The 20,663-nt window shown below is 71.0% G+C and carries 16 protein-coding genes and 1 pseudogene; 11 read left to right on the forward strand and 6 right to left on the reverse strand.

The genetic code is table 11. The features are described 5' to 3' along the window. Window positions 1-120: 120 nt before the first annotated feature. Complete coding sequence (locus tag ACWDO5_RS07905; RefSeq protein WP_450529350.1) at window positions 121-960, reverse strand: TetR family transcriptional regulator; 840 nt, start codon at window positions 958-960, stop codon at window positions 121-123. 118 nt (window positions 961-1,078) lie between these two features. Then, on the reverse strand, window positions 1,079-2,860 hold the full coding sequence (locus ACWDO5_RS07910) for a 3-hydroxyacyl-CoA dehydrogenase family protein (protein WP_450529351.1): 1,782 nt from the start codon (window positions 2,858-2,860) through the stop codon (window positions 1,079-1,081). Between the two features lie 323 nt (window positions 2,861-3,183). Between ACWDO5_RS07910 and ACWDO5_RS07915 the strand changes: the two genes are divergently transcribed. After that, window positions 3,184-3,750 carry an adenylosuccinate lyase gene (locus ACWDO5_RS07915; protein WP_450529352.1) on the forward strand — a complete coding sequence of 189 codons (567 nt, stop codon included), beginning with the start codon at window positions 3,184-3,186 and terminating at the stop codon, window positions 3,748-3,750. A gap of 40 nt (window positions 3,751-3,790) precedes the next feature. On the opposite strand, the gene ACWDO5_RS07920 is transcribed toward ACWDO5_RS07915, so the two are convergent. The 3 genes from ACWDO5_RS07920 to ACWDO5_RS07930 are packed head-to-tail and all read right to left on the reverse strand — an operon-like array spanning window position 3,791 to window position 5,801. Beyond that, window positions 3,791-4,312, reverse strand: a complete 522-nt coding sequence (locus ACWDO5_RS07920) for an N-acetyltransferase family protein (RefSeq protein ID WP_450529353.1) — start codon at window positions 4,310-4,312, stop codon at window positions 3,791-3,793. 3 nt (window positions 4,313-4,315) lie between these two features. Then, window positions 4,316-4,723 (reverse strand): RidA family protein, encoded by a 408-nt coding sequence (locus ACWDO5_RS07925; RefSeq protein WP_450529354.1) that lies wholly within the window; start codon window positions 4,721-4,723, stop codon window positions 4,316-4,318. 43 nt (window positions 4,724-4,766) lie between these two features. Next, window positions 4,767-5,801, reverse strand: a complete 1,035-nt coding sequence (locus ACWDO5_RS07930) for an Rv2578c family radical SAM protein (RefSeq protein WP_450529356.1) — start codon at window positions 5,799-5,801, stop codon at window positions 4,767-4,769. A 134-nt stretch (window positions 5,802-5,935) separates the two neighbouring features. On the opposite strand from ACWDO5_RS07930, the gene ACWDO5_RS07935 reads away from it, so the two are divergent. From ACWDO5_RS07935 to ACWDO5_RS07980, 10 genes and pseudogenes are all read left to right on the forward strand, one after another. Next, entirely contained in the window at window positions 5,936-6,379 is a 444-nt protein-coding gene (locus ACWDO5_RS07935; RefSeq protein WP_450529358.1) for an SRPBCC family protein, read from the forward strand. Window positions 6,380-6,568: 189 nt separating this feature from the next. Continuing rightward, window positions 6,569-8,947 (forward strand): MFS transporter, encoded by a 2,379-nt coding sequence (locus ACWDO5_RS07940; RefSeq protein ID WP_450529465.1) that lies wholly within the window; start codon window positions 6,569-6,571, stop codon window positions 8,945-8,947. Window positions 8,948-9,068: 121 nt separating this feature from the next. Beyond that, complete coding sequence (locus ACWDO5_RS07945; RefSeq protein ID WP_450529360.1) at window positions 9,069-11,468, forward strand: ATP-binding SpoIIE family protein phosphatase; 2,400 nt, start codon at window positions 9,069-9,071, stop codon at window positions 11,466-11,468. Between the two features lie 143 nt (window positions 11,469-11,611). Beyond that, window positions 11,612-12,337, forward strand: a complete 726-nt coding sequence (locus ACWDO5_RS07950; RefSeq protein ID WP_450529361.1) for a class I SAM-dependent methyltransferase — start codon at window positions 11,612-11,614, stop codon at window positions 12,335-12,337. Window positions 12,338-12,412: 75 nt separating this feature from the next. Further along, a complete protein-coding gene (locus ACWDO5_RS07955) occupies window positions 12,413-13,246 on the forward strand; it encodes a M55 family metallopeptidase (protein WP_450529363.1) in 834 nt (277 codons plus the stop codon). Next, complete coding sequence (locus ACWDO5_RS07960; protein WP_450529365.1) at window positions 13,239-14,573, forward strand: M20/M25/M40 family metallo-hydrolase; 1,335 nt, start codon at window positions 13,239-13,241, stop codon at window positions 14,571-14,573. Before ACWDO5_RS07955 ends, ACWDO5_RS07960 begins: the two co-directional genes overlap by 8 nt. A 12-nt stretch (window positions 14,574-14,585) precedes the next feature. Further along, entirely contained in the window at window positions 14,586-16,613 is a 2,028-nt protein-coding gene (locus ACWDO5_RS07965) for a S9 family peptidase (RefSeq protein ID WP_450529367.1), read from the forward strand. Further along, a complete protein-coding gene (locus tag ACWDO5_RS07970; protein ID WP_450529368.1) occupies window positions 16,610-17,551 on the forward strand; it encodes a S66 peptidase family protein in 942 nt (313 codons plus the stop codon). The genes ACWDO5_RS07965 and ACWDO5_RS07970 overlap by 4 nt, the downstream gene beginning before the upstream one ends. Before the next feature lie 130 nt (window positions 17,552-17,681). Continuing rightward, window positions 17,682-17,954, forward strand: a pseudogene (locus tag ACWDO5_RS07975) (GNAT family N-acetyltransferase); the annotation flags it as partial. Between the two features lie 149 nt (window positions 17,955-18,103). Further along, entirely contained in the window at window positions 18,104-20,074 is a 1,971-nt protein-coding gene (locus ACWDO5_RS07980; protein WP_450529369.1) for a DUF5107 domain-containing protein, read from the forward strand. Window positions 20,075-20,301: 227 nt separating this feature from the next. On the opposite strand, the gene ACWDO5_RS07985 is transcribed toward ACWDO5_RS07980, so the two are convergent. Further along, window positions 20,302-20,655 (reverse strand): VOC family protein, encoded by a 354-nt coding sequence (locus ACWDO5_RS07985; RefSeq protein WP_450529371.1) that lies wholly within the window; start codon window positions 20,653-20,655, stop codon window positions 20,302-20,304. Window positions 20,656-20,663: the final 8 nt, after the last annotated feature.

Here is a 20,663-nt window from a genome sequence, read left to right on the forward strand (position 1 = left end):
TCCTACCGCGGTCTGATCGAGATCGGCGAGGGCGCGCCGGGCGCGAAGTCCAATGTGCTCTGTGACGCGCTGCTGGTCGACACGATCTCGCGGTCCGGGGCCGGGGCCGGAGCCCCGGGGTCAGCCCCTGCGGTCGCCCAGCGCCCGCTCGATGGTGCGCATGACCTCGGCGAGAGGAGCGTCGGTCCGGGCCACCGTCACCAGCACGTCGCCGCCGGCGCGCGTTGACACCGCCGCCGGACCGGACCGCTCGGTCCATTCGGTCCGCTCGCTCTGCGGGGCGCGGCCCGCGCCGATCCCGGTGCCGAACGTGTCGCGGACGATCGCGAACGCATGGTCCAGCTGGGACTCCACATCGCCCTGGCCGCCCGCCCGCAGCCAGCGGCGCAGGACATGGTTGTGCGCGGTGACGACCGCGGACGCGGCCACCTCGGCCAGTAGCGGGTCGTCGTTGCCGTCGTGGTGGTCGCGCTCGTCGAAATGGCCCAGCAGATAGCGCGTGAACAGGCGCTCGTAACGGGCCACCGAGGCGATCTCCCGCTCCCGCAGGGTGGGCACCTCACGGGTCAGGCGGTAGCGCTCCACGGAGACCGCTGGGGAGGCCGCGTACATCCGCATGACCTCCTTGATGCCCCGGCACACGGTGTCCAGCGGGTGCTCGTGGGCCGGGGCGGCGTTCAGCACCGCCTCGGCGCGTACGAGCGTGTCGTCGTGGTCCGGGAAGATCGCCTCTTCCTTGGAGCGGAAGTGGCGGAAGAAGGTCCGGCGGGCGACCCCGGCCGCGGCGGCGATCTCGTCGACAGTCGTCGCCTCGTACCCCTTGGTCGCGAACAGTTCCATCGCCGCGGCAGCCAACTCGCGCCGCATTTTGAGGCGTTGGGCCGCGGCGCGACTGCCTGCGGCACTTTCCGGAGCGTCCGGCGTGGCTTTGGCACGGGTGGGCTTGGCGGGCTGGGGCATGAGCTGAACGTACTGCATTCGTGCAGCGGAGTGCGCCTGCGGGTCGGGGACGCCCCCACCCGGGGCGGGGGGCGGACCGTCCGGAGGATCGAGCAGCCCGCCCCAGCCCGCGGTGCCATCAGCGCCGGGCATATTCGCGGAAGCCACGCCCCGTCTTCCGGCCGAGGCAGCCCGCGGCCACCAGGTGCTCGAGCAGCGGCGCGGGAGCCAGGCCCGGGTCGCGGAACTCGCGGTGCAGAACCTTCTCGATGGCGAGCGAGACATCGAGCCCGACCACGTCGAGGAGTTCGAAGGGCCCCATCGGATAACCGCCGCCCAGCTTCATCGCGGCGTCGATGTCGTCCAGCGTCGCGTAGTGCTCCTGGACCATCTTGATCGCATTGTTGAGGTACGGGAAGAGCAGGGCGTTCACGATGAAGCCGGCCCGGTCGCCGCAGTCCACCGGGTGCTTCTTGATCTTCGTTGTCACCGCGCGGACGGTGGCGTGGACCTGGTCGGAGGTCAGGACCGTACGGACCACCTCGACCAGCTTCATCGCCGGCGCGGGGTTGAAGAAGTGCATGCCGATGACGTCCTGCGGCCGCGAGGTGGCGCGGGCGCAGGCGACGACGGGCAGCGAGGAAGTGGTGGTGGCGAGCACCGCGCCCGGCTTGCAGATCTTGTCGAGGGTGGCGAAGAGCTGCTGCTTGATCTCCAGGTCCTCGGCCACCGCCTCCACCGCGAGGTCGACCTCGGCGAATGCGTCGAGCGAGCCGGCCGGGGCGACGCGGGCCAGCGTCGCCTCGCGGGCCTCGGCCGTCATCCTGCCCTTGTCGACCGAGCGGGAAAGGGACTTGGCGATACGGGACTTCGCCGTCTCCGCCTTCTCCAGGCTGCGGGCGGCGAGCACCACGTCGTAACCGGCCTTGGCGAAGACCTCCGCGATGCCGCTCGCCATCGTGCCGGAGCCGGCGACGCCGACCGAGCGGACCTCGTGGCCGGCCACCGCCTCGGCCGCCGACTGCGGGGTGAGGGCGTCCGGGAGCGGGTCCGAGGTGCCGGGGGCGGCGTAGGTGTAGAAGCCGCGGCCCGACTTGCGGCCGGTCAGGCCCGCCTCGCTGAGCTGCTTGAGGATGGGGGCCGGGGCGTGCAGCCGGTCGCGGGACTCCGCGTACATCGCGTCCAGGACGGTACGCGCGGTGTCGATGCCGATCAGGTCGAGCAGCGCGAGCGGGCCCATCGGCAGCCCGCAGCCCAGCTTCATCGCGGCGTCGATGTCCTCGCGGGAGGCGTACTTCGCCTCGTACATCGCGGCGGCCTGATTGAGATAGCCGAAGAGCAGCCCGTCAGCGACGAAACCGGGACGGTCACCGACCGCGACCGGCTCCTTGCCGAGCTCGCGGGCGAGCGCGGTGACGGCCGCGACGGCGTGCGGCGAGGTCAGCACCGAGGAGACGACCTCGACCAGCTTCATCGCCGGCGCCGGGTTGAAGAAGTGCAGGCCGAGCACGCGCTCGGGGTGGGCGGAGTCCGCGGCCAGCCGGGTCACCGACAGGGCGTTGGTGCCGGTGGCGAGGATGGTGCCGGGGCGCACGATGGAGTCCAGCGCGCGGAAGACCTGCTGTTTGGCCTCGTACGACTCGGACACGACCTCGATCACGAGATCGGCGTCCGCGGCGGCCTGCAGATCGGAGAAGGTGCGGAAGCGGGCGAGGGTGTTGCGCCGCTCCTCCTCGGTGATCCGCTCGCGCGCGACGGCGCGGGCGGTGGAGGCTTCGAGCGCGGTGACGGCCTGGCGGGCGGCGGCGTCGCTGATGTCGATGCCGATGACCTCACGGCCGGCGCGGGCGAGCACTTCGGCGATGCCGGTGCCCATGGTGCCCAGGCCGACGACGGCAATGGTGTGGAGAGGGGTGTCCATCGGGGGACTCCAGGGATGAGTGACGACTGATGAGGGGCGCGGGCGGCCGAGAACGCCAAGGGGGGCGGGGCGCACGCCAATTGCGTGTCGTGGGTGCGGGGCCGACGGACTCTGTCCCAAAGTCGAGTCGTACTCACGCATGTGCGGAACTCATGTGCAGAACTACCGAACCGACAAGCACTCGCGGCGGCTGCGTCACCAGGCCACCGTGAGCTGTGCGGGGGGTTACCCGCTCACTTGAGGTTAACCCGCGAGTAACGAGCGCGCCAGACTTGGGCGAGTGTGATCTGGATCGCCGCGGCGTCGCCGATACGCTGGCCGCCATGGATGAGGAGTTACGGTCGCTGGCGCGGCGACTGCGGGGCGAGTCGGGCGGCTCGGTGGCCTACGAACGGCTGCTGGCCACGGAGGACCGGGAGGAGCTCGTCGGAGTCCTCACCGAACATGAACGGCCCCTGTGGGCACGGGAGATGGCGGCATTCCGGCTCGGTTGCACGGGGGACCGGCGGGCCTTCGAGGCGCTGGTGCTGCTCCTGAACCACCGCGACCCGGAACGCTGCGTCTCGGCGGCCCACGCCCTGTCCCGCCTGGCGGACCCCCGCACCCCCCGCGCGGCGGCGGCGCTCGCCACGAATGAGCTGCGCGCCGCCTACGCCCTGGTCCCGGTCCGGCTGCTCACCCGCCTGCGTGCCCCGGAGTCGGTCCCAGCACTGATCACGGTCCTCCGCCGCCGGCTGACCCCGGGCGACCCCCACTGGCGCCTGGCCCTGGCCTGCGTCGAGGGTCTGGGCGCACTGGGCGACAAACGAGCGGGGGACGTGCTGAGACTGGCACGCACGCACCCCAGACTGACGGCAGCGGCGGAGGCGTCGCTGGCCCGCCTCGACTGACGGGGGTCCGGGGGCGTGAGTTCGGCCCATGCCGTCGCGGCTACGCGGTCAGCGCGCGGGCGTACCGCACCTCCGGTACGGCGACCCCGTCCACCTCGAACGTCTCCTCCGCGCCGTCCGGTGCGAAGCCCGCCTTTTCGTAGAAGCGGCGGGCGCGGTGGTTCTCCTTCAGGACCCAGAGCAGCATCCCCGGGAACCCGTCAGCCACGGCCCGCCCCATCAGCTCCTCCATCAGCGCCCGCCCCACCCCCGTGGAGACCTGCTCGGGCAGCACATATATCGCGTACAGCTCGCACTGGCCGACCGTCGCGTCCTCGTCCCGGCTCGGTCCGCAGCAACCCCACCCGACCACCTCGCCGTCCCGCTCGGCCACCGCATTGGTCACCCGGCCACTGCCCTTCGCAAGGAAGTCACGACGCCTTGCCGCGTCCTCTTCCACGCTCATGGCGTCCAGGTACGACTGCGGCATCAGCCCCGCGTACGCGTACTGCCAGCCCCGCACCCGGACCGTGGCGACCGCCTCGCAGTCGTCCGCGGTCATCTCCCGGACCCGTACGTCCATCGGTTACCCCTCCTCCCCGAGCAGCGCGAACGCCTCTATCTCGACGAGCAGTTCGGGCCGGAACAGCGCGGCGACCTGGACAGCCGAACTCGCCGGGAGCCGTCCGGCGTCGATCACCTCGTCGCGCGCGGCGCGGACCGCCGGGAGGTGTGTCACATCGGTGACGAAGTACGTCAGCTTGACCACGTCATCGAAAGTCGCGCCCGCCGCCGCCAGACAGCGGCGGAGGTTCTCGAAGACCTGCCGCGCCTGCGCCGCAGGGTCGCCCTCGCCCACCACCTTGCCGTCCTCGTCGAAGGCGCACTGCCCCGATATCGCGACGAACCGCCCGGTACCCCATACGACATGGCTGTAGCCGGTGCCGGCGGCGACGCCTTCGGGGGCCTTCAGATGGGTGAGCTGTGTGGTCATGCGGCCATCCTTGCGCACGCCACTGACAATCCGGCTGCCAGGCTCAGAGCAGGGTGAGCTGGGTGGGTTCAGATCCCACCGGGTCCGGCTCCGGCGGCATCGGGATACGCCGAGGCACACCCCGGTCCGCCGGGCCTATCCCGAACTCCGCGGCCAGTTCGTGGACATGGCGGGTGATCCGGCGCTGGTACCACTTCGGCGGGTACGCCCCCTCCGCGTACAGCCGCTCGTACCGCCGCACCAGATGCGGATGGTGCTGCGCGAGCCATGCCATGAACCACTCACGCGCGCCGGGCCGCAGATGCAGCACCAGCGGGGTCACCGACGTCGCCCCGGACGCGGCGATCGCGCGTACCGTCGCGCGCAGCTGGTCAGGATGGTCGCCGAGGAAGGGGATGACCGGCGCCATCAGTACCCCGCAGCCGATGCCGTGATCGGTGAGGGTGCGTACGACATCGAGGCGGCGCTCGGGCGACGGCGTGCCTGGCTCGACCGTGCGCCACAGCTCGGGGTCCGTGAAGCCGACCGAGACCGAGATCCCGACCTCCGTCACCTGTGCCGCCTGCCGCAGCAGATCCAGATCGCGCAGGATCAACGTGCCCTTGGTGAGGATGGAGAACGGATTCGCGTGGTCGCGCAGGGCCGAGATGATGCCCGGCATCAGTCGGTAGCGTCCCTCTGCCCGCTGATAGCAGTCGACATTCGTCCCCATCGCGATATGCGCGCCCTGCCACTGCCGCGAGGCCAGCTGCCGGCGCAGCAGCTCCGGCGCGTTGATCTTCACGACGATCTGGGAGTCGAAGCCGAGCCCCGTGTCGAGGTCCAGATAGCTGTGTGTCTTGCGGGCGAAGCAGTACACACACGCGTGCGTACAGCCCCGGTAGGGGTTGACGGTCCACTCGAACGGCATCCGTGAGGCGCCCGGCACCCGGTTCAGGATCGAACGGGCGCGGACCTCGTGGAAGGTGATGCCGCGGAATTCGGGCGTGTCGAAGGTCCGGGTCCTCACCGCTGACGTACCGAAAAGCGCGGTGTCCCCGGCCGTGGTGGGGTTCTCGACCAGATTGTCCCAGCGCATGGCGCCTCCTGAGTAGCAGTGACCACAGAATAGAACACATGTTCCCTTGATCGCTGCTACCCCGGTTTCTGCCGGCCGCACCCGAGGTGGTTGGCTAGCCGCACCCGAAGACCCCGAGTGCTGGAGGAACAGGAATGGCGCAGGTCGAGGCCACCACGGAACGGATCATCGCGGCGGACGCGGAGAAGGTGTTCGACGCGCTGGCCGACTACGAGAGCACCCGCGCGAAGCTCCTGCCCGAGCACTTCAGTGAGTACGAGGTCCGGGAGGGCGGCGACGGCGAGGGCACCCTCGTCCACTGGAAGCTCCAGGCCACCAGCAAGCGCATCCGCGACTGCCTGCTCGAAGTGGCCGAGCCGACCGAGGGCCAACTGGTCGAGAAGGACCGCAACTCCTCCATGGTCACCACCTGGACCGTCACCCCGGCCGGCGAGGGTAAGTCCAAAGCTGTCGTCACCACCGTCTGGAACGGCGCAGGCGGCATCGGCGGATTCTTCGAGAAGGCCTTCGCCCCCAAGGGACTTGGGCGGATCTACGACGAGTTGCTCGCCAAGCTCGCCGCCGAAGTCGAGAAGTAGCCCGCAGGGGTTATTCTCCCGCTCACCGTTTCGAGTGGTTTTCCGTACGGGTCTGTTGTACGCCGTAGGGGCTCCGACCGGCGCTTAAGCCGCTCACCCGCACCTCCCCAGTAACTCGTCGCGCTTGCTCGCAGTTGTTGCGTAATGCGAGAAATGAGCCCGCGCAGGCGCGACGAGGGGAGCAGGGACGTGGGCGGGATCACTCTGGTGAAGGACGAGCCGACGGCTCCGGCCGCTCCCTCGCCGCCTGCGCATACCGATCCGGCCGAGGCCACCGCGCTCAGCCCGCGCCGCGTACGCCTCGTCTTCTTCGGCCTGATGCTCGCGCTGCTTCTCGCCGCGCTCGAGCAGATGATCGTCGCCACCGCCCTCCCGAGGATCGTCGGCGAGCTCCAGGGCCTGGACCGGATGCCCTGGGCGATCACCGCCTATCTCCTCACCGCCACCATCGGCCTGCCGATCTACGGCAAACTCGGCGACCTCTTCGGCCGCAAGGGCGTCTTCCAGTTCGCGATCGTCGTCTTCGTCATCGGCTCCGCGCTTGCGGGCTGGTCACGCAGCATGGACGAGCTCATCGCCTTCCGCGCCATCCAGGGCATCGGCGCCGGCGGTCTCCTGATCGGTGTGCAGGCGATCATCGCCGACATCGTCCCGGCCCGGGAGCGCGGCCGGTTCATGGGACTCATCGGTGCGGCCTTCGGACTCGCATCCGTCGCGGGCCCGCTGCTCGGCGGCTTCTTCACCGACCATGTCTCCTGGCGCTGGTGCTTCTACTTCAACGTCCCCTTCGGCGTGGTGACCCTGATCGTCGTCACCGTTGTGCTCAAGCTCCCCAAGCCCGCCGCGCGCGCCCGGCTCGACGTCCTCGGCGCGCTGTTCCTCGCCGCCGCCTCCACCTGCCTGGTGCTGCTGACCAGTTGGGGCGGCACGGAGTACGCCTGGGGCTCGCGAGTCATCCTGGGACTGGCGGCCGGGGCGGCGGGAACCATCCTGCTCTTCACGGTCGTTGAGCACTTCGCGCCCGAACCGATCATCCCGCTGCGGCTGTTCCGCGACTCGATCTTCAACATCACCAGCCTCGTCGGCGCGGTCGTCGGCGTCGCACTCTTCGGCGTGGCCGGCTATCTGCCGACCTTCCTGCAGATGGTCGACGGCGCCGGCGCCACCGAGTCCGGGCTGCTGATGCTCCCGATGATGGGCGGCATCGTCGCCGCCTCGATCGTCTCCGGCCGGCTGATCAGCCGTACCGGCCGCTACAAGATCTATCCCGTAATCGGCAGCGCGTTCTCGGTGGCCGGCATGTGGCTGCTGTCGCGGCTCGAGGCCGACACGCCGCGGCTCGAATACGGCATCTGGCAGGCCGTGCTCGGCGTCGGTATCGGACTGGTGATGCCCGTCCTCATCCTCGCCGTGCAAAACGCCGTGCCGCCCGCCGACGTCGGCGTCGCCACCAGCGCCAACAATTACTTCCGGCAGATCGGCGGCAGCGTCGGCGCCGCTGTCTTCGGCACACTCCTCACCGACCGCCTCACCGACGCACTCGCCGACCGCATCCCGGCCGGGGCGGGCCTGCCCGACCCAGAATCCATCACTCCGCAACTGGTCCATGCCATGCCGCCCGCCCTGCGCGACGGCTACATCCAGGCGTACGCAGACGCGATGCCGCGGATCTTCCTCTATCTGGTGCCGGTGCTCGCGCTCGGCCTCTTCATCGCCTTCTTCCTCAAGGAGAAACCGCTGGTGTCCTACAACGCATCCGCCGCAGAGACCACGTCAGTACCGCAGGCCCGCAGCGCACCCGCGTACACCTCGGGCGTCCCGGTCTGCGGCATCGTCCAGCACCACGACGGCAGCACAGTCCCGCGCGCCGCCCTCACCCTCATCGACGTACAGGGACACCAGATCGGACGCGGCGCGAGCGGCGAGGACGGGCGGTACGCGCTGAGCGTGCCCGGAGCCGGCTCGTACGTCATGATCGCGGCGGCCGGCGGGCATCAGCCACAGGCAGTCACCGTCACCGTCGGAGAGCGGCCGGTCGAGCTCGATGTGGTCCTCGGCGGCGCGGGCCGGCTCGCCGGGTCCGTTCTGACGGCGGACGGCTCGCCCGTGCGGGACGCGGCTGTGACCCTCACCGACGTACGCGGCGATGTCGTCGCCACCGCCCGCAGCGGCCGCGAAGGCGGGTATGTGATCACGGAGTTGGTGGCGGGGGAGTACACCCTCGCCGCGAGCGCCCCCGCCTTCAGGCCCGCCGCGCTCCCGGTGAGCGTGCAGGCGTCGCGCGAGACCCGGCAGGACGTCGAGCTGGCAGGCGGAGCGGTGCTGCGGGGCACGGTGCGGGCCGGCGGCGGCCGCCCTGTCGAGGAGGCGCGTGTCACGCTGCTCGACGCGGCCGGCAATGTGGTGGACACCCTCACCACGGGCCCCGACGGCACCTTCCGGTTCGTCGACCTGTCATCGGGGGAGTACACGGTGATCGCGGCGGGCTATCCGCCGGTGGCGACAGTCCTGCAGGTCGCCGGCGGCGGACGCACCGAACGCGATCTCCAGCTGGGTCACGAGGACTGACTGCCGGTCAGTTGGGGCGGACACACGACCTATTCCGCTGTTGCCCCGCGCGCTGCCCGCACAGCGCCGTACCGTGGTGACAGGCCGCAGATGCCGGCGGCGGGGAAGGAGCCTGGCGCCCATGGACAGTGATGTTCCGCCGACACCGCCACAGCAGTACGCCGTGGCCGGCCGGATTCCGCTTGCCGTGGTCGTCGTGGACGGCGACGGCCGGGTGTCGCACTGGTCGACGGGCGCGCGGCGGCTCTTCGGCCCCACCCGGGACGAGGCGGTGGGCCGGCCCGCGGTGGACCTGCTCCCGGTCACCGGAGCGCTGGCGGCCGAGGGCGAGTACGACTCGTACGACGGATACAGCGGTCTTGGCCCCGGACTCGACGCCTCGCTGAACGGTCTGACCTCCTATCCGGCGGCCGGCCGGGCTCGGCTGTCGGAGCCCGGCCGCGACCGGGCCGATGTGCTCTGGTGGGCCTACCCCATGGTCGGGCCCGGCGAGGAGCGGCTGCTCGTACTGGCCGCGGACGCAGCCCTGTTCGGCGGCCAGGACGAGAGCGTCGAGCGGATGGCTCCGGGCTTCGCCCTGCACACCGAGTTCCCGGGCTTCGACGAACTGGCGCGCAGACTCCCCGAGATCCTGCCGAGCATGAGCGTCCACGAGTCGACGCGGATCGTCTCCCAGGTCCTCGACCTGGGCTATCCGGTGCTGGAGTTCAGCCATCACGACCGGGTGCCTGTCACGCCCGACTGGGGTGTGCCACGGCGCGCGGAGCGCAAGGCGCGACAGTGCGCCGCCGAGGCCGCGGCAGCCGCCGGACTGGCGGTGGACGAGGCCGATCTCGAACAGGACCTCGAGTACGCGGCGGTGCGCGAGCGGCTCGAATTCCTCAACGAGGTCAGCGGCCGCATCGGTTCTTCGCTCGACCTCTCCCGTACGATCCAGGAAGTCAGCGCGGCCGTCGTGCCGCGCTTCACCGATGTCGCGGGCACCTATCTGCGTGAACAGGTCATCGCGGGCGAGGGCTTCCCGGACGGACCGCCGGACGCGACCACCATGTGGCACCGCGTTGCCGTCGAGCATGTGGACGAGCCGGGACGCTGGGACGATGTGGTGCCGGTCGGCGAATCCATGCCGTTCCCCGAGCACACGCCGTTCTTCCAGTGCATGACCACCGGCGACCCGGTGCTGGTGCCGCGGATCAGCGAGCAGATGGGCACCGCCATCGCCTCGCAGTTCGAGAAGCGTGACATCCGTCCCCTCATCAGCGGACGCTCGATGCTCGTCGTGCCCCTCAAGGCGCGCAATGTGGTGCTGGGATTCATGATCCTGCTGCGCCACCCGGAGCGCGCCCTGTTCAACGACATGGACCGGGTCACCGGGGCCGAACTGGCCGCCCGCGCGGGTCTCGTCCTCGACAACGCCCGTATGTACACCTACCAGGAGAACGTCGCCGAGACTCTGCAGGACTCGATGCTGCCGCAGGTCACCCCGCGGATGGTCGGCTGCGACACGGCCACCCGCTATCTGCCGGGCACCCTCCTCGGCCGGGTGGGCGGCGACTGGTTCGACTCCGTCAAGCTGCCGGGATCGCGCACCGCGCTGGTGGTGGGCGATGTGATGGGGCACGGCCTGAACTCCGCGGCGATGATGGGCCAGTTGCGTACGGCCGTACAGACCATGGCCGCGCTCGATCTGCCGCCCGAGCAGCTGCTGCGCAACCTCGACGACCTCGCCCAGCGCCTCGGCGAGCACTACCTCGCGACGTGTCTGTACGCGGTGTACGACCCGATCCGGGGTGAACTGCAGATGGCGAACGCCGGCCATGTGCCCCCGGTGATCGTCCGCGCGGCCGACGGGCGCAGCGATCTGCTCGACCTGCCGACAGGCGCGCCGATAGGCGTCGGCGGGGTGCCCTTCGAGAGCGTACGAGTGCCCGTGGCGCCCGGCGATCGCCTGGTGATGTGCACGGACGGCCTGGTGGAGGTGCGGGGCGAGGACATCGGCGTCGGACTTGCGACGCTGTGCGAATCCGCCGCGCACCCCGCGGCGTCCATGGACGACGCCTGCGACACCATCATCCGCGCGCTGAACACTCGTGGCGGCCGCAAAGACGACGTCGCCCTGCTGATGGCCCGGTTGAACGGCATCGACGCCGAGTCGGTGGCGTCCTGGGAGCTGTCGCTGGAACCGCGCGAGGCGGCCAGGGCGCGTCGGCTGGTCCGTGGACAGCTGCGGTCCTGGGGCCTCGCCGGGCTGACCGAGACCGTGGAGCTGCTGGCCGGCGAGGTGGTCACCAATGCGGTGCGGCATGCGAGCGGCCGTCGCGCGGAGCTCCGGCTGGTTCGGGCAGGGTCGCTGCTGTGCGAGGTGGCGGACGAGGACCACACCCTGCCGACGCTGCTCGACGCGCGACCGGGCGACGAGCTCGGGCGCGGACTGCGGGTGCTGAGCACCCTGGCGCGGCAGTGGGGCACCAGCCGTACGGCGGACGGCAAGACCGTCTGGTTCGAGCTGGCGCTGCCGTAGGGAGTGTCTTTCGGATCTCGCCGGGCGCGTGCCGAAGTGCCGAGGATCGAACGCCACGTGAAGGAATGCGCCGGGCGCTTGTCGGGGTAACCCAGGAGCGATAGACCGATCTTGACGTTGTGTCACATCCTGGGGAGCTGGTCATGAGCGTGACGAGTCGGTACAAAGAGGCCTGGGAAGGCTTCTGGAGCGAGGCCTCCGACGAGCCCGGAGCGGTCCTCTGGGACGCGGAGCCGGCACTCACCGCGGGAATCCATCTCGCGCTCTACGAACCGCATGTGACGGACCCCGAACTGACCCTGGTGGATCTGGGCTGCGGCAATGGCACACAGACGCATTTCCTCGCCGACCGCTTCCCGCATGTCCTCGGGGTGGACCTGTCGGCGGCCGCGATCGAACTCGCCAGAAGGCGGGAAGGAGTGGGGGAGGCGCGGTTCCGGGAGATCGACGCGGTGGACGGGGCGGCGGTGGCGCAGCTGCACGCCGAACTGGGCGACGCCAATGTCTATATGCGCGGAGTGCTCCACCAGTGCGACCCCGAGGACCGGCAGGGGCTGGCCGACACCATCGCCACCCTGCTGGGGGAGCGCGGGCGGGCCCTTGTGGTCGAGCTGTCGGAGGCCGCCGGGCAGAAGCTGATGGGCCTGGCGAAGTCGCCGTCGGGGCCGCCGCCGAAGCTTCAGCCGATCTTCCGGCACGGCATCGTGCCGGGGGCGGTGGCCGACGCGGAGTTGGTGGAATTCTTCCGCTCAGCCGGGCTCGGCGTGCTCGCGAGCGGTGAACTGCCGCTGACGACAACGGAGTACGCGGCGGACGGATCACGCGTCGAGCTGCCATCGAAATGGCTGGTCATTGGCCGGAACGGGTGACGCCGGAGGTCTGGCCGTCGGGTAGTTGTCCACAGGGCTGGCCGGGCCGTCGGGCGGCGCGTACGGTTTCCAGGCATGAAGATCCTCATCAGCGCCGACATGGAAGGCGCCACCGGTGTGACCTGGCCCGCCGACGTGCTGCCCGGCACTCCCCAGTGGGAGCGCTGCCGGACCATGTTCACCTCCGATGTGAACGCAGCGGCTCTCGGCTTCTTCGACGGCGGCGCCGATGACGTGCTCATCAACGAAGCGCACTGGACCATGCGCAATTTGCTGCTGGAGCGGCTCGACGAGCGGGTGGAGATGCTCACCGGCAAGCACAAGTCGCTGTCGATGGTGGAGGGCGTGCAGCACGGCGACGTGGACGGCATCGCGTTCGTCGGCTACCACACGGGGGCGGGCGCGGAGGGGGTGCTCGCCCACACCTACCTCGCCAACTCGATCACGGGGGTCTGGCTGGACGGCGTCCGGGCGAGCGAGGGCCTGCTCAACGCCCATGTGGTCGCGGAGTACGGCGTGCCGGTGGTGCTGGTGACCGGTGACAACCTGACCTGCGTGGACGCCGACGGCTATGCGCCTTCGGCCCGCAAGGTCGCGGTGAAGGACTACGTCTCGCGGTACGCGGCGGTGTGCCGCACCCCGGGCCGTACCGCGTCCGACATCCGCGGCGCCGCGAAGGAGGCGGTGGCTCTCGCCGTGCGGCACGAGCCGGTGCGGGGCGGCCCGTTCACCGTGGAGCTGGAGTTCGACGCGGAGCATCTCGCGGCGGCGGCCACCGTAGTGCCGGGCGTGGCGGGCAGCGGCGAGCGGCGCGTCGCGTACACCAGCGGGACCATGTATGAGGGCATTCGCACCTTCAAAGCGGTCACGACGATCGTGTCGGCGGCAGTGGAGGAGCAGTATGGCTGACGTGACAACGCACATCGACGGCCAGGCGCTCGACGAGGTCGTGACCTTCACCTCCGAGCTGATCCGTATCGACACCACCAACCGCGGCGGTGGCGACTGCCAGGAGCGGCCCGCCGCCGAGTACGCCGCCGAGCGGCTGGCAGGCGCCGGCATTGAACCCACCCTGCTGGAGCGCACCCCGGGGCGTACCAATGTCGTCGCAAGAATCGAGGGCACCGACCCGTCCGCCGATGCCCTGCTCGTCCACGGCCATCTGGACGTGGTGCCCGCAGAGCCCGCCGACTGGTCCGTGCACCCCTTCTCCGGGGAGGTCCGGGACGGGGTGGTGTGGGGCCGTGGCGCGGTCGACATGAAGAACATGGACGCGATGGTCCTCGCCGTCGTCCGGGCCTGGGCACGCGCCGGCATCAGGCCCCGGCGCGACATCGTGATCGCGTACACCGCCGACGAGGAGGCGAGTGCCGCCGACGGCGCGGGCTTCCTCGCCGACCATCACCCCGGCCTCTTCGAGGGGTGTACGGAAGGGATCAGCGAGTCCGGGGCCTTCACTTTCCACGCCGGACCCGAGATGGCGCTCTACCCGATCGCGGCCGGGGAGCGCGGCACAGCCTGGCTCAAGCTCACCGCGCACGGCAGGGCCGGACACGGCTCCAAGGTCAACCGGGCCAACGCCGTGAGCCGGCTCGCCGCTGCCGTCGCCCGGATCGGCGAGCACCAGTGGCCGGTGCGGCTCACGCCGACCGTGCGGGCCGCGCTGGCCAAGCTCGCCGTGCTGCACGGCATCGAGACCGATGTGGAAGCGGACGACTTCGACGTGGACGCTCTGATGGCGAAGCTCGGGCCGGCCGCCGCGCTGGTCGAGCCGACCGTGCGCAACAGCGCCAACCCGACCATGCTGGAAGCCGGTTACAAGATCAATGTGATTCCGGGGCATGCCACCGCGTACGTCGACGGGCGGATGCTGCCCGGCGGCGAGGCCGAGTTCCACGAAACGCTGGACCGGCTGACAGGACCGGACGTCGAGTGGGAGTTCCAGCATCGCGAGGTGGCCCTGCAGGCTCCCGTCGACTCCCCGACATTCGCCAAGCTGCGCGCGGCTGTCGAGCGTTTCGACCCGGCCGGGCACGTCGTGCCGTTCTGCATGCCGGGCGGCACCGACGCCAAGCAGTTCTCCCGGCTCGGCATCACGGGCTACGGCTTCTCGCCGCTGAAGCTACCTGTCGGCTTCGACTACGCGGCGCTGTTCCACGGGGTCGACGAGCGCGTTCCGGTCGAGGCGCTGCACTTCGGCGTGAAGGTTCTCGACCACTATCTGCGGTCCGCATAGGGGGAGTCGGTAATGGTACCCACGGGAGCCTACGGAACCTGGCCGTCACCCATCGACGCGGCGCTCGCCGCCTCGCGCGACGGGCGCCCGGAGTTCCTCGGCATGGTCGCCGACGAGGTGTGGTGGACCGCGCCACGCCCCACCGAGGGTGGCAGACGAGCCCTGATTCGCCGGCGGGCCGACCGCGGCGAGGAGTCGGTGCTCCCCGCCCCGTGGAATGTTCGCAGCAGAGTCATCGAGTACGGCGGGCACCCCTGGGCCGGGGCGGGCCGCGCACACGGCGGCCCGCTCGTCGTCTTCGTCCACTTCCCCGACCAGCGGCTGTACGCCTATGAGCCCGACGTGCCCGACGCCGCGCCGCGTCCGCTCACCCCGGTGTCCGCGGTCGGCGGCGGGCTGCGCTGGGCCGACCCGCAGCTCCGGCTGGAGCGCGGCGAAGTCTGGTGCGTACTGGAGGAGTTCACCGGCGAGGCACCCACGGACGTACGCCGGTTGATCGCGGCCGTGCCGCTGGACGGCTCGGCGGCCGAGGACCGAGGAGCGGTGCGGGAGCTCTCCGACGACCGGCACCGCTTCGTCACCGGGCCCCGGCTCTCGCCGGACGGGCGGCACGCCGCCTGGATCGCCTGGGACCATCCGCAGATGCCCTGGGACAGCACGGTCGTGATGCTCGGCGAGGTGACGGCGGGCGGCCCGTTCAGTGGCGTGCGGCCGGTTGTCGGGGACACGGACGAGTCGGTTGCCCAGGTCGACTGGGCTCCGGACGGCTCGCTGCTTTTCGTCTCCGACCTCGGCAACTGGTGGGAGCTGCAGCGGATCCGGTTGGAGGCGCTGGTTCCCGGCGTCGTGCGCGAAGTGGCGCCCGGCGTCGTGCCGAGCACTGGCCTCTGCCCCGGCCGCGGCGAGGAGTTCGGCGGGCCGCTGTGGAAGCTCGGCCTCAAGTGGTTCCACCCGCTGGACAACGGACTGATCGCCGTCATCCACGGCAAGGGCGCCACTGCCCTGGGGATACTCGACCCGGAGACCGGCGAACTCGTAGACGCCGCGGGGCCCTGGACCGAGTGGGCGTCCACCCTCGCCGTGCACGGCGACCGGGTCATCGGGGTCGCGGCAAGCCCCCGCAGCGCGTACGAGGTCGTCGAGCTCGACACTGCCACCGGGCGGACCCGCGTCATCGGTTCGGCACACGACGACCCGGTGGACCCGGTGTACTACCCGGAGCCGCAGATCCGCACCTTCACCGGCCCCGACAACCGGGAGATCCACGCTCATATCTATCCGCCCCACAGCCCCGACCGCATCGCGCCCGACGAGGAGCTGCCGCCCTTCGTGGTTTGGGCCCACGGCGGCCCCACCAGCCGTGCCCCGCTCGTCCTCGACCTGGAGATCGCCTACTTCACCTCGCGCGGCATCGGCGTCGCCGAGGTCAACTACGGCGGCTCCACCGGGTATGGCAGGGAGTACCGCGACAGGCTGCGTGAGCAGTGGGGCGTCGTCGACGTCGAGGACTGCGCGGCCGTCGCCGAGGCGCTGGCCGCCGAGGGCACGGCCGACCCGGCGCGGCTCGCCATCCGCGGCGGCAGTGCGGGCGGCTGGACCGCCGCCGCCTCCCTCACCACCACCGATGTCTACGCCTGCGGCACCATCATCTATCCCGTCCTCGACCTGGTGAGCTGGGCCGGCGGCGAGACTCATGACTTCGAGTCGCAGTATCTTCAGTCGCTGATAGGTCCGCTCGCCGAAGTCCCGGGACGCTACCGCGAGCGCTCGCCGCTGCAGCACAGCGACCGGATCAGCACACCGTTCCTGCTGCTCCAGGGCCTGGACGATGTGATCTGCCCGCCCGTGCAGTGCGAGCGGTTCCTGGCGCGGATGGCGGGGCGCGGCATCCCGCACGCGTACATCGCTTTCGAGGGCGAGGGCCACGGCTTCCGCAGAGCCGAGACCGTGATCCGCGCACTCGAGTCCGAACTGTCCCTGTACGCCCAGATTTTCGGCATCACCCGCCCCGACGTTCCCCAACTGGAGCTCAAGAAGTGACCCGCACGCCTCTGACGCCCTTGACCCGCCCGGCGCGACTGCGGCCCGGGGCCAAGGTCGCCGTCGTGGCGCCCAGCGGCCCCGTACCGGGCGAACGGCTCGACGCGGGCCTGGAGATCCTGCGCGGCTGGGACCTGGACCCGGTCGTGCTGCCCCACGTCCGCGACCAGCACCCCGAGTTCTGGTATCTCGCGGGGGCCGACCGGGACCGCGCCCGCGATCTGACGGAGGCATGGTGCGACCCGTCGGTCGCCGCCGTCATCTGCGCCCGCGGCGGCTATGGCACCCAGCGCATGGTCGACCTGCTCGACTGGACGGCGATACGCGCGGCCGGCCCCAAGGTCTTCGTCGGCTACAGCGATGTCACCGCCCTCCACGAGGCCTTCGCCGTCCGGACGGGCCTGGCCACCTTGCACGGCCCCATGGTCGGCGCCGCCACTTTCCTCAAGGACGCCCCCACCCAGGAGTCGCTGCGGGCCACGCTCTTCGAGCCCGAGTCGGTGCGGACCCTCGGCCTGGACACGGCCCGCACGATGGTGCCGGGACGCGCCCGGGGCATCACACTCGGCGGCTGCGTCAGCCTGCTCGCCGCCGATCTGGGCACCCCGCACGCCAGGCCATCCGCCCGCGGCGGCCTGCTGCTGATCGAGGACGTGGGCGAGGAGGACTATCGCCTCGACCGCATCCTCACCCAACTCCTGCGCTCCGGCTGGCTGGAGGGGGTCACCGGCATCGCGCTCGGGTCCTGGGCCGAGTGCGGACCGTACGAACGGGTGCGCGCGGTGCTGCTCGACCGGCTCGGCGGACTGGGCGTACCGGTGGTCGAGGAGCTGGGGTTCGGGCACGGTGAGACGGCACTGACGATGCCGCTGGGGGCTCTGGCGGTGCTGGACGCGGAGGCGAGGACGCTGACGCTGGACGAGCCCGCGCTGCTCTGAGGCGTTCCCTTGCCCCAACTCCCCTGTGGCAAAGGCGAGGTGATCCGCTGGACGTGATGACACCATGGGATGCATGAGGGGGCCGGTGGGGGAGTGGGCGTGCGCACAGCGATCGCCGAGCAGGACGGTCCGCAGCGGGGCCCTCGGATACGGCGCCTTCGCGCACGCCGTCGGCCGTGGCCTGATGAGCGAGGGGCTCGGCCTGGTCATGCGGTACGCCTTCGGCCCGCTGCGCCTGCACCGGCTGGAAGCCAACATCCAGCCGGGGAACGCCGCGTCGATCGGACTCGTAAGCCGTGCGGGTTTCCGGCTCGAAGGCTTCTCGCCCGACTTCCTCCTCATCGACGGGACCTGGCGCGACCACGAACGCTGGGCGATCACGGCGGAGATGCTCGACCGCTGATCGGCCCGGTCCTCGGCGATCGGTGGCCGCCTTTGCCGAAGACTGACCCACGGAGCCCCTGGTCAGGCCGGAGCCCACCGTGTTCCATGGTCACCGGGGGGCGTCGGCCAAAGGAGCTGCCGACGGCCCGTGCGAGGAGCGAGGTTGCCTTGGCCACAACCGTGCGGCGAACCGTACTGACCCTGCCCGCAGCCCCGGTGGGGCCGCCGAACCCGCTGCCCGCCCTGCGGCCGCTGGACGAGATGCACTCGCTCGATGAGCGCGCCGAGCGTGAACTGCCGCGCGAGATGGCACGGCAGATCGGATACGAGCCGCTGCGCACGTTGCTGCCGGTGCGGGTGCTCGACGGCTACGGCCGCGAGCGCAACGAGACCGGTCTCGACGCGATCGTGATCGAGAACGAACGGCTGCGGGTCACCGTGCTGCCGGGCCTCGGCGGCCGCATCCACTCGCTGCACCACAAGCCCACCGGGCGTGAACTCCTCTACCGCAACCCGGTGTTCCAGCCCGCCGACTTCGCGCTCAACGGCGCCTGGTACTCCGGCGGCATCGAGTGGAACATCGGCGCGACCGGCCACACCACCCTGTCCTGCGCCCCCCTGCACGCCGCCCTCGTGCCCGCGCCCGACGGCGGCGAGATGGTCAGGCTCTGGGAGTGGGAGCGGCTGCGCGATCTGCCGTTCCAGGTGGACCTGTGGCTGCCCGCCGACTCCGACTTCCTCCATGTCGGCGTACGGATTCGCAATCCGCACGAGCGGCCCGCGCCGGTCTACTGGTGGTCCAACATCGCCGTCGAAGAGCATGAGACGACCCGCGTGCTCGCACCGGCCGAGGAAGCCTGGCACTTCGGCTACGAGCGGAGCCTGCGCCGGGTGCCCGTGCCGGAGTTCCGCGGCGCGGACCGTACGTACCCGCTGCGCAGCGAGTACCCCGCCGACTACTTCTATGAGCTGCCGGCCGAGGCACGTAAGTGGATCGCCTCGCTGGACGCGGACGGACAGGGTCTCGTACAGACCTCGACCGATGTGCTGCGCGGCCGCAAGCTCTTCCTCTGGGGCTCGGGGCGCGGCGGGCAGCGCTGGCAGGAGTGGCTGACCGAGCCGGGTACGGGCGGTTACGCCGAGATCCAGGCGGGGCTGGCGCGCACGCAACTGGAGCACGTACGGCTGGAGGGGGGCGGGGAGTTCAGCTGGCTGGAGTCGTACGGACCGCTCGCCGCCGACCCCGCGGCGGTGCACGGTGACGACTGGGGCGCGGCGCGCGCCGAGGCCGAGGCGCGGCTGGCGGACGCCCTGCCGCGGGCGGCGGTGGACGCCGCGTACGAGGCATGGCGGCCCTGCGCCGACGCCGAACCGGGAGAGTTGCTCGCCACCGGATCCGGGTGGGGCGCGCTGGAGGTGCTGCGCGGCGGACACAAGCTGCCCGGCACGCCCTTCCACGAGGCGACGCTCGGCGAAGAGCAGGAGCCATGGCGGGAGTTGCTGCAGACCGGTGTCTTCCCCGCGCCCCGCAAGGTAATCCCGCCCGGCCCCTCGCTCGTCGCGCCGCACTGGCGCGACATGCTGGAGACCGCCCCCGCCGAACCGCTCACCGAGTACCACCTAGGCGTCGCCCAGTGGCACGCGGGCGACCTCGCCCAGGCGGTACGCAGCTGGGAGCGCGGCCTCGGGCTCGCCCCCTCCCGCTGGCCGTTGCTGCGCTGCCTCGCCCTCGCCGACCAGGAGGGCGGCAATGCCCAGCGCGCCGCCGAACGCTACGCCGAGGCCTTCGACGACCTGTGCCAGGAGCGCCGTGACGACGGCGAGACCTGGACGTCGGCCATGGCCGCCCTCGGCCGCGAGGCGATCGACGCCCTGCTCGCCGTGCACCGCACCGTGGACGCCCGCGCGGTCTGGGACCGGCTCGGCCCGGCGGTCCAGCAGCGCGGCCGCTTCCGCCTGATCGACGCCCGACTGCTCATCGCCGAAGGCCGCTCGGAGCAGGCCCGCGCCGTCTTCGACGCGGGCTTCGAGGTGGCGGACCTGCGCGAGGGCGCGGAAATCCTCGGCGAGGTGTGGTCGCAGCTCACCGAGGAGCCGCTGCCCGACGCGTACGACTACCGGATGCGGCCTCAGGGTTGAGGCTCCGAGGCGAGGCTCATGGGGCAGGATCCGAGCTGAGACCCAGGGGCGAGGCTCAAGCTCGGGGTTCAGGGCTGAGGCTCAGGACTGGGGCTCAGGACTGGGGCTCAAGGCTGAGGCTCAAGTCTGGGGCTCAAGTCTGGGGCTCAAGTCTGGGGCTCAAGGCTGAGGCTCAAGTCTGGGGCTCAAGGCTGGGGCTCAAGGCTGGGCAGAAGCGACCAGGGAGGTCAGGCGGCCGCATTTCGGTCGACGTACTCGAAGACCGACCCGTCCGGGTGGACGGCGATCAGATTGCGGCCCACCGGGGTCGGCACCGGGCCCGCGATGATTCTCGCGCCGACCTCGGAGAGCGTGGCGTATGCCTCGTCCACGTCCTTCACGGCGATCGTCGCCGTCACCTTGCGCAGCACCTCCAGCTCCGACTCCGGCCCGCTCATCAGCAGGAAGCAGCCGACCGCGGCGACCGAGACCCCGCCGCGCTCGAAGCGCAGTGGTGTGGCGCCGGTGAGGCGTTCGTAGAACGCTGCCGCGGCCTCCAGGTCGTCGACGCAGATGCGGAGCGTGGTTCCGAGGATCTCCATACGGGCGA

The organism is Streptomyces sp. NPDC000880, assembly GCF_053599675.1.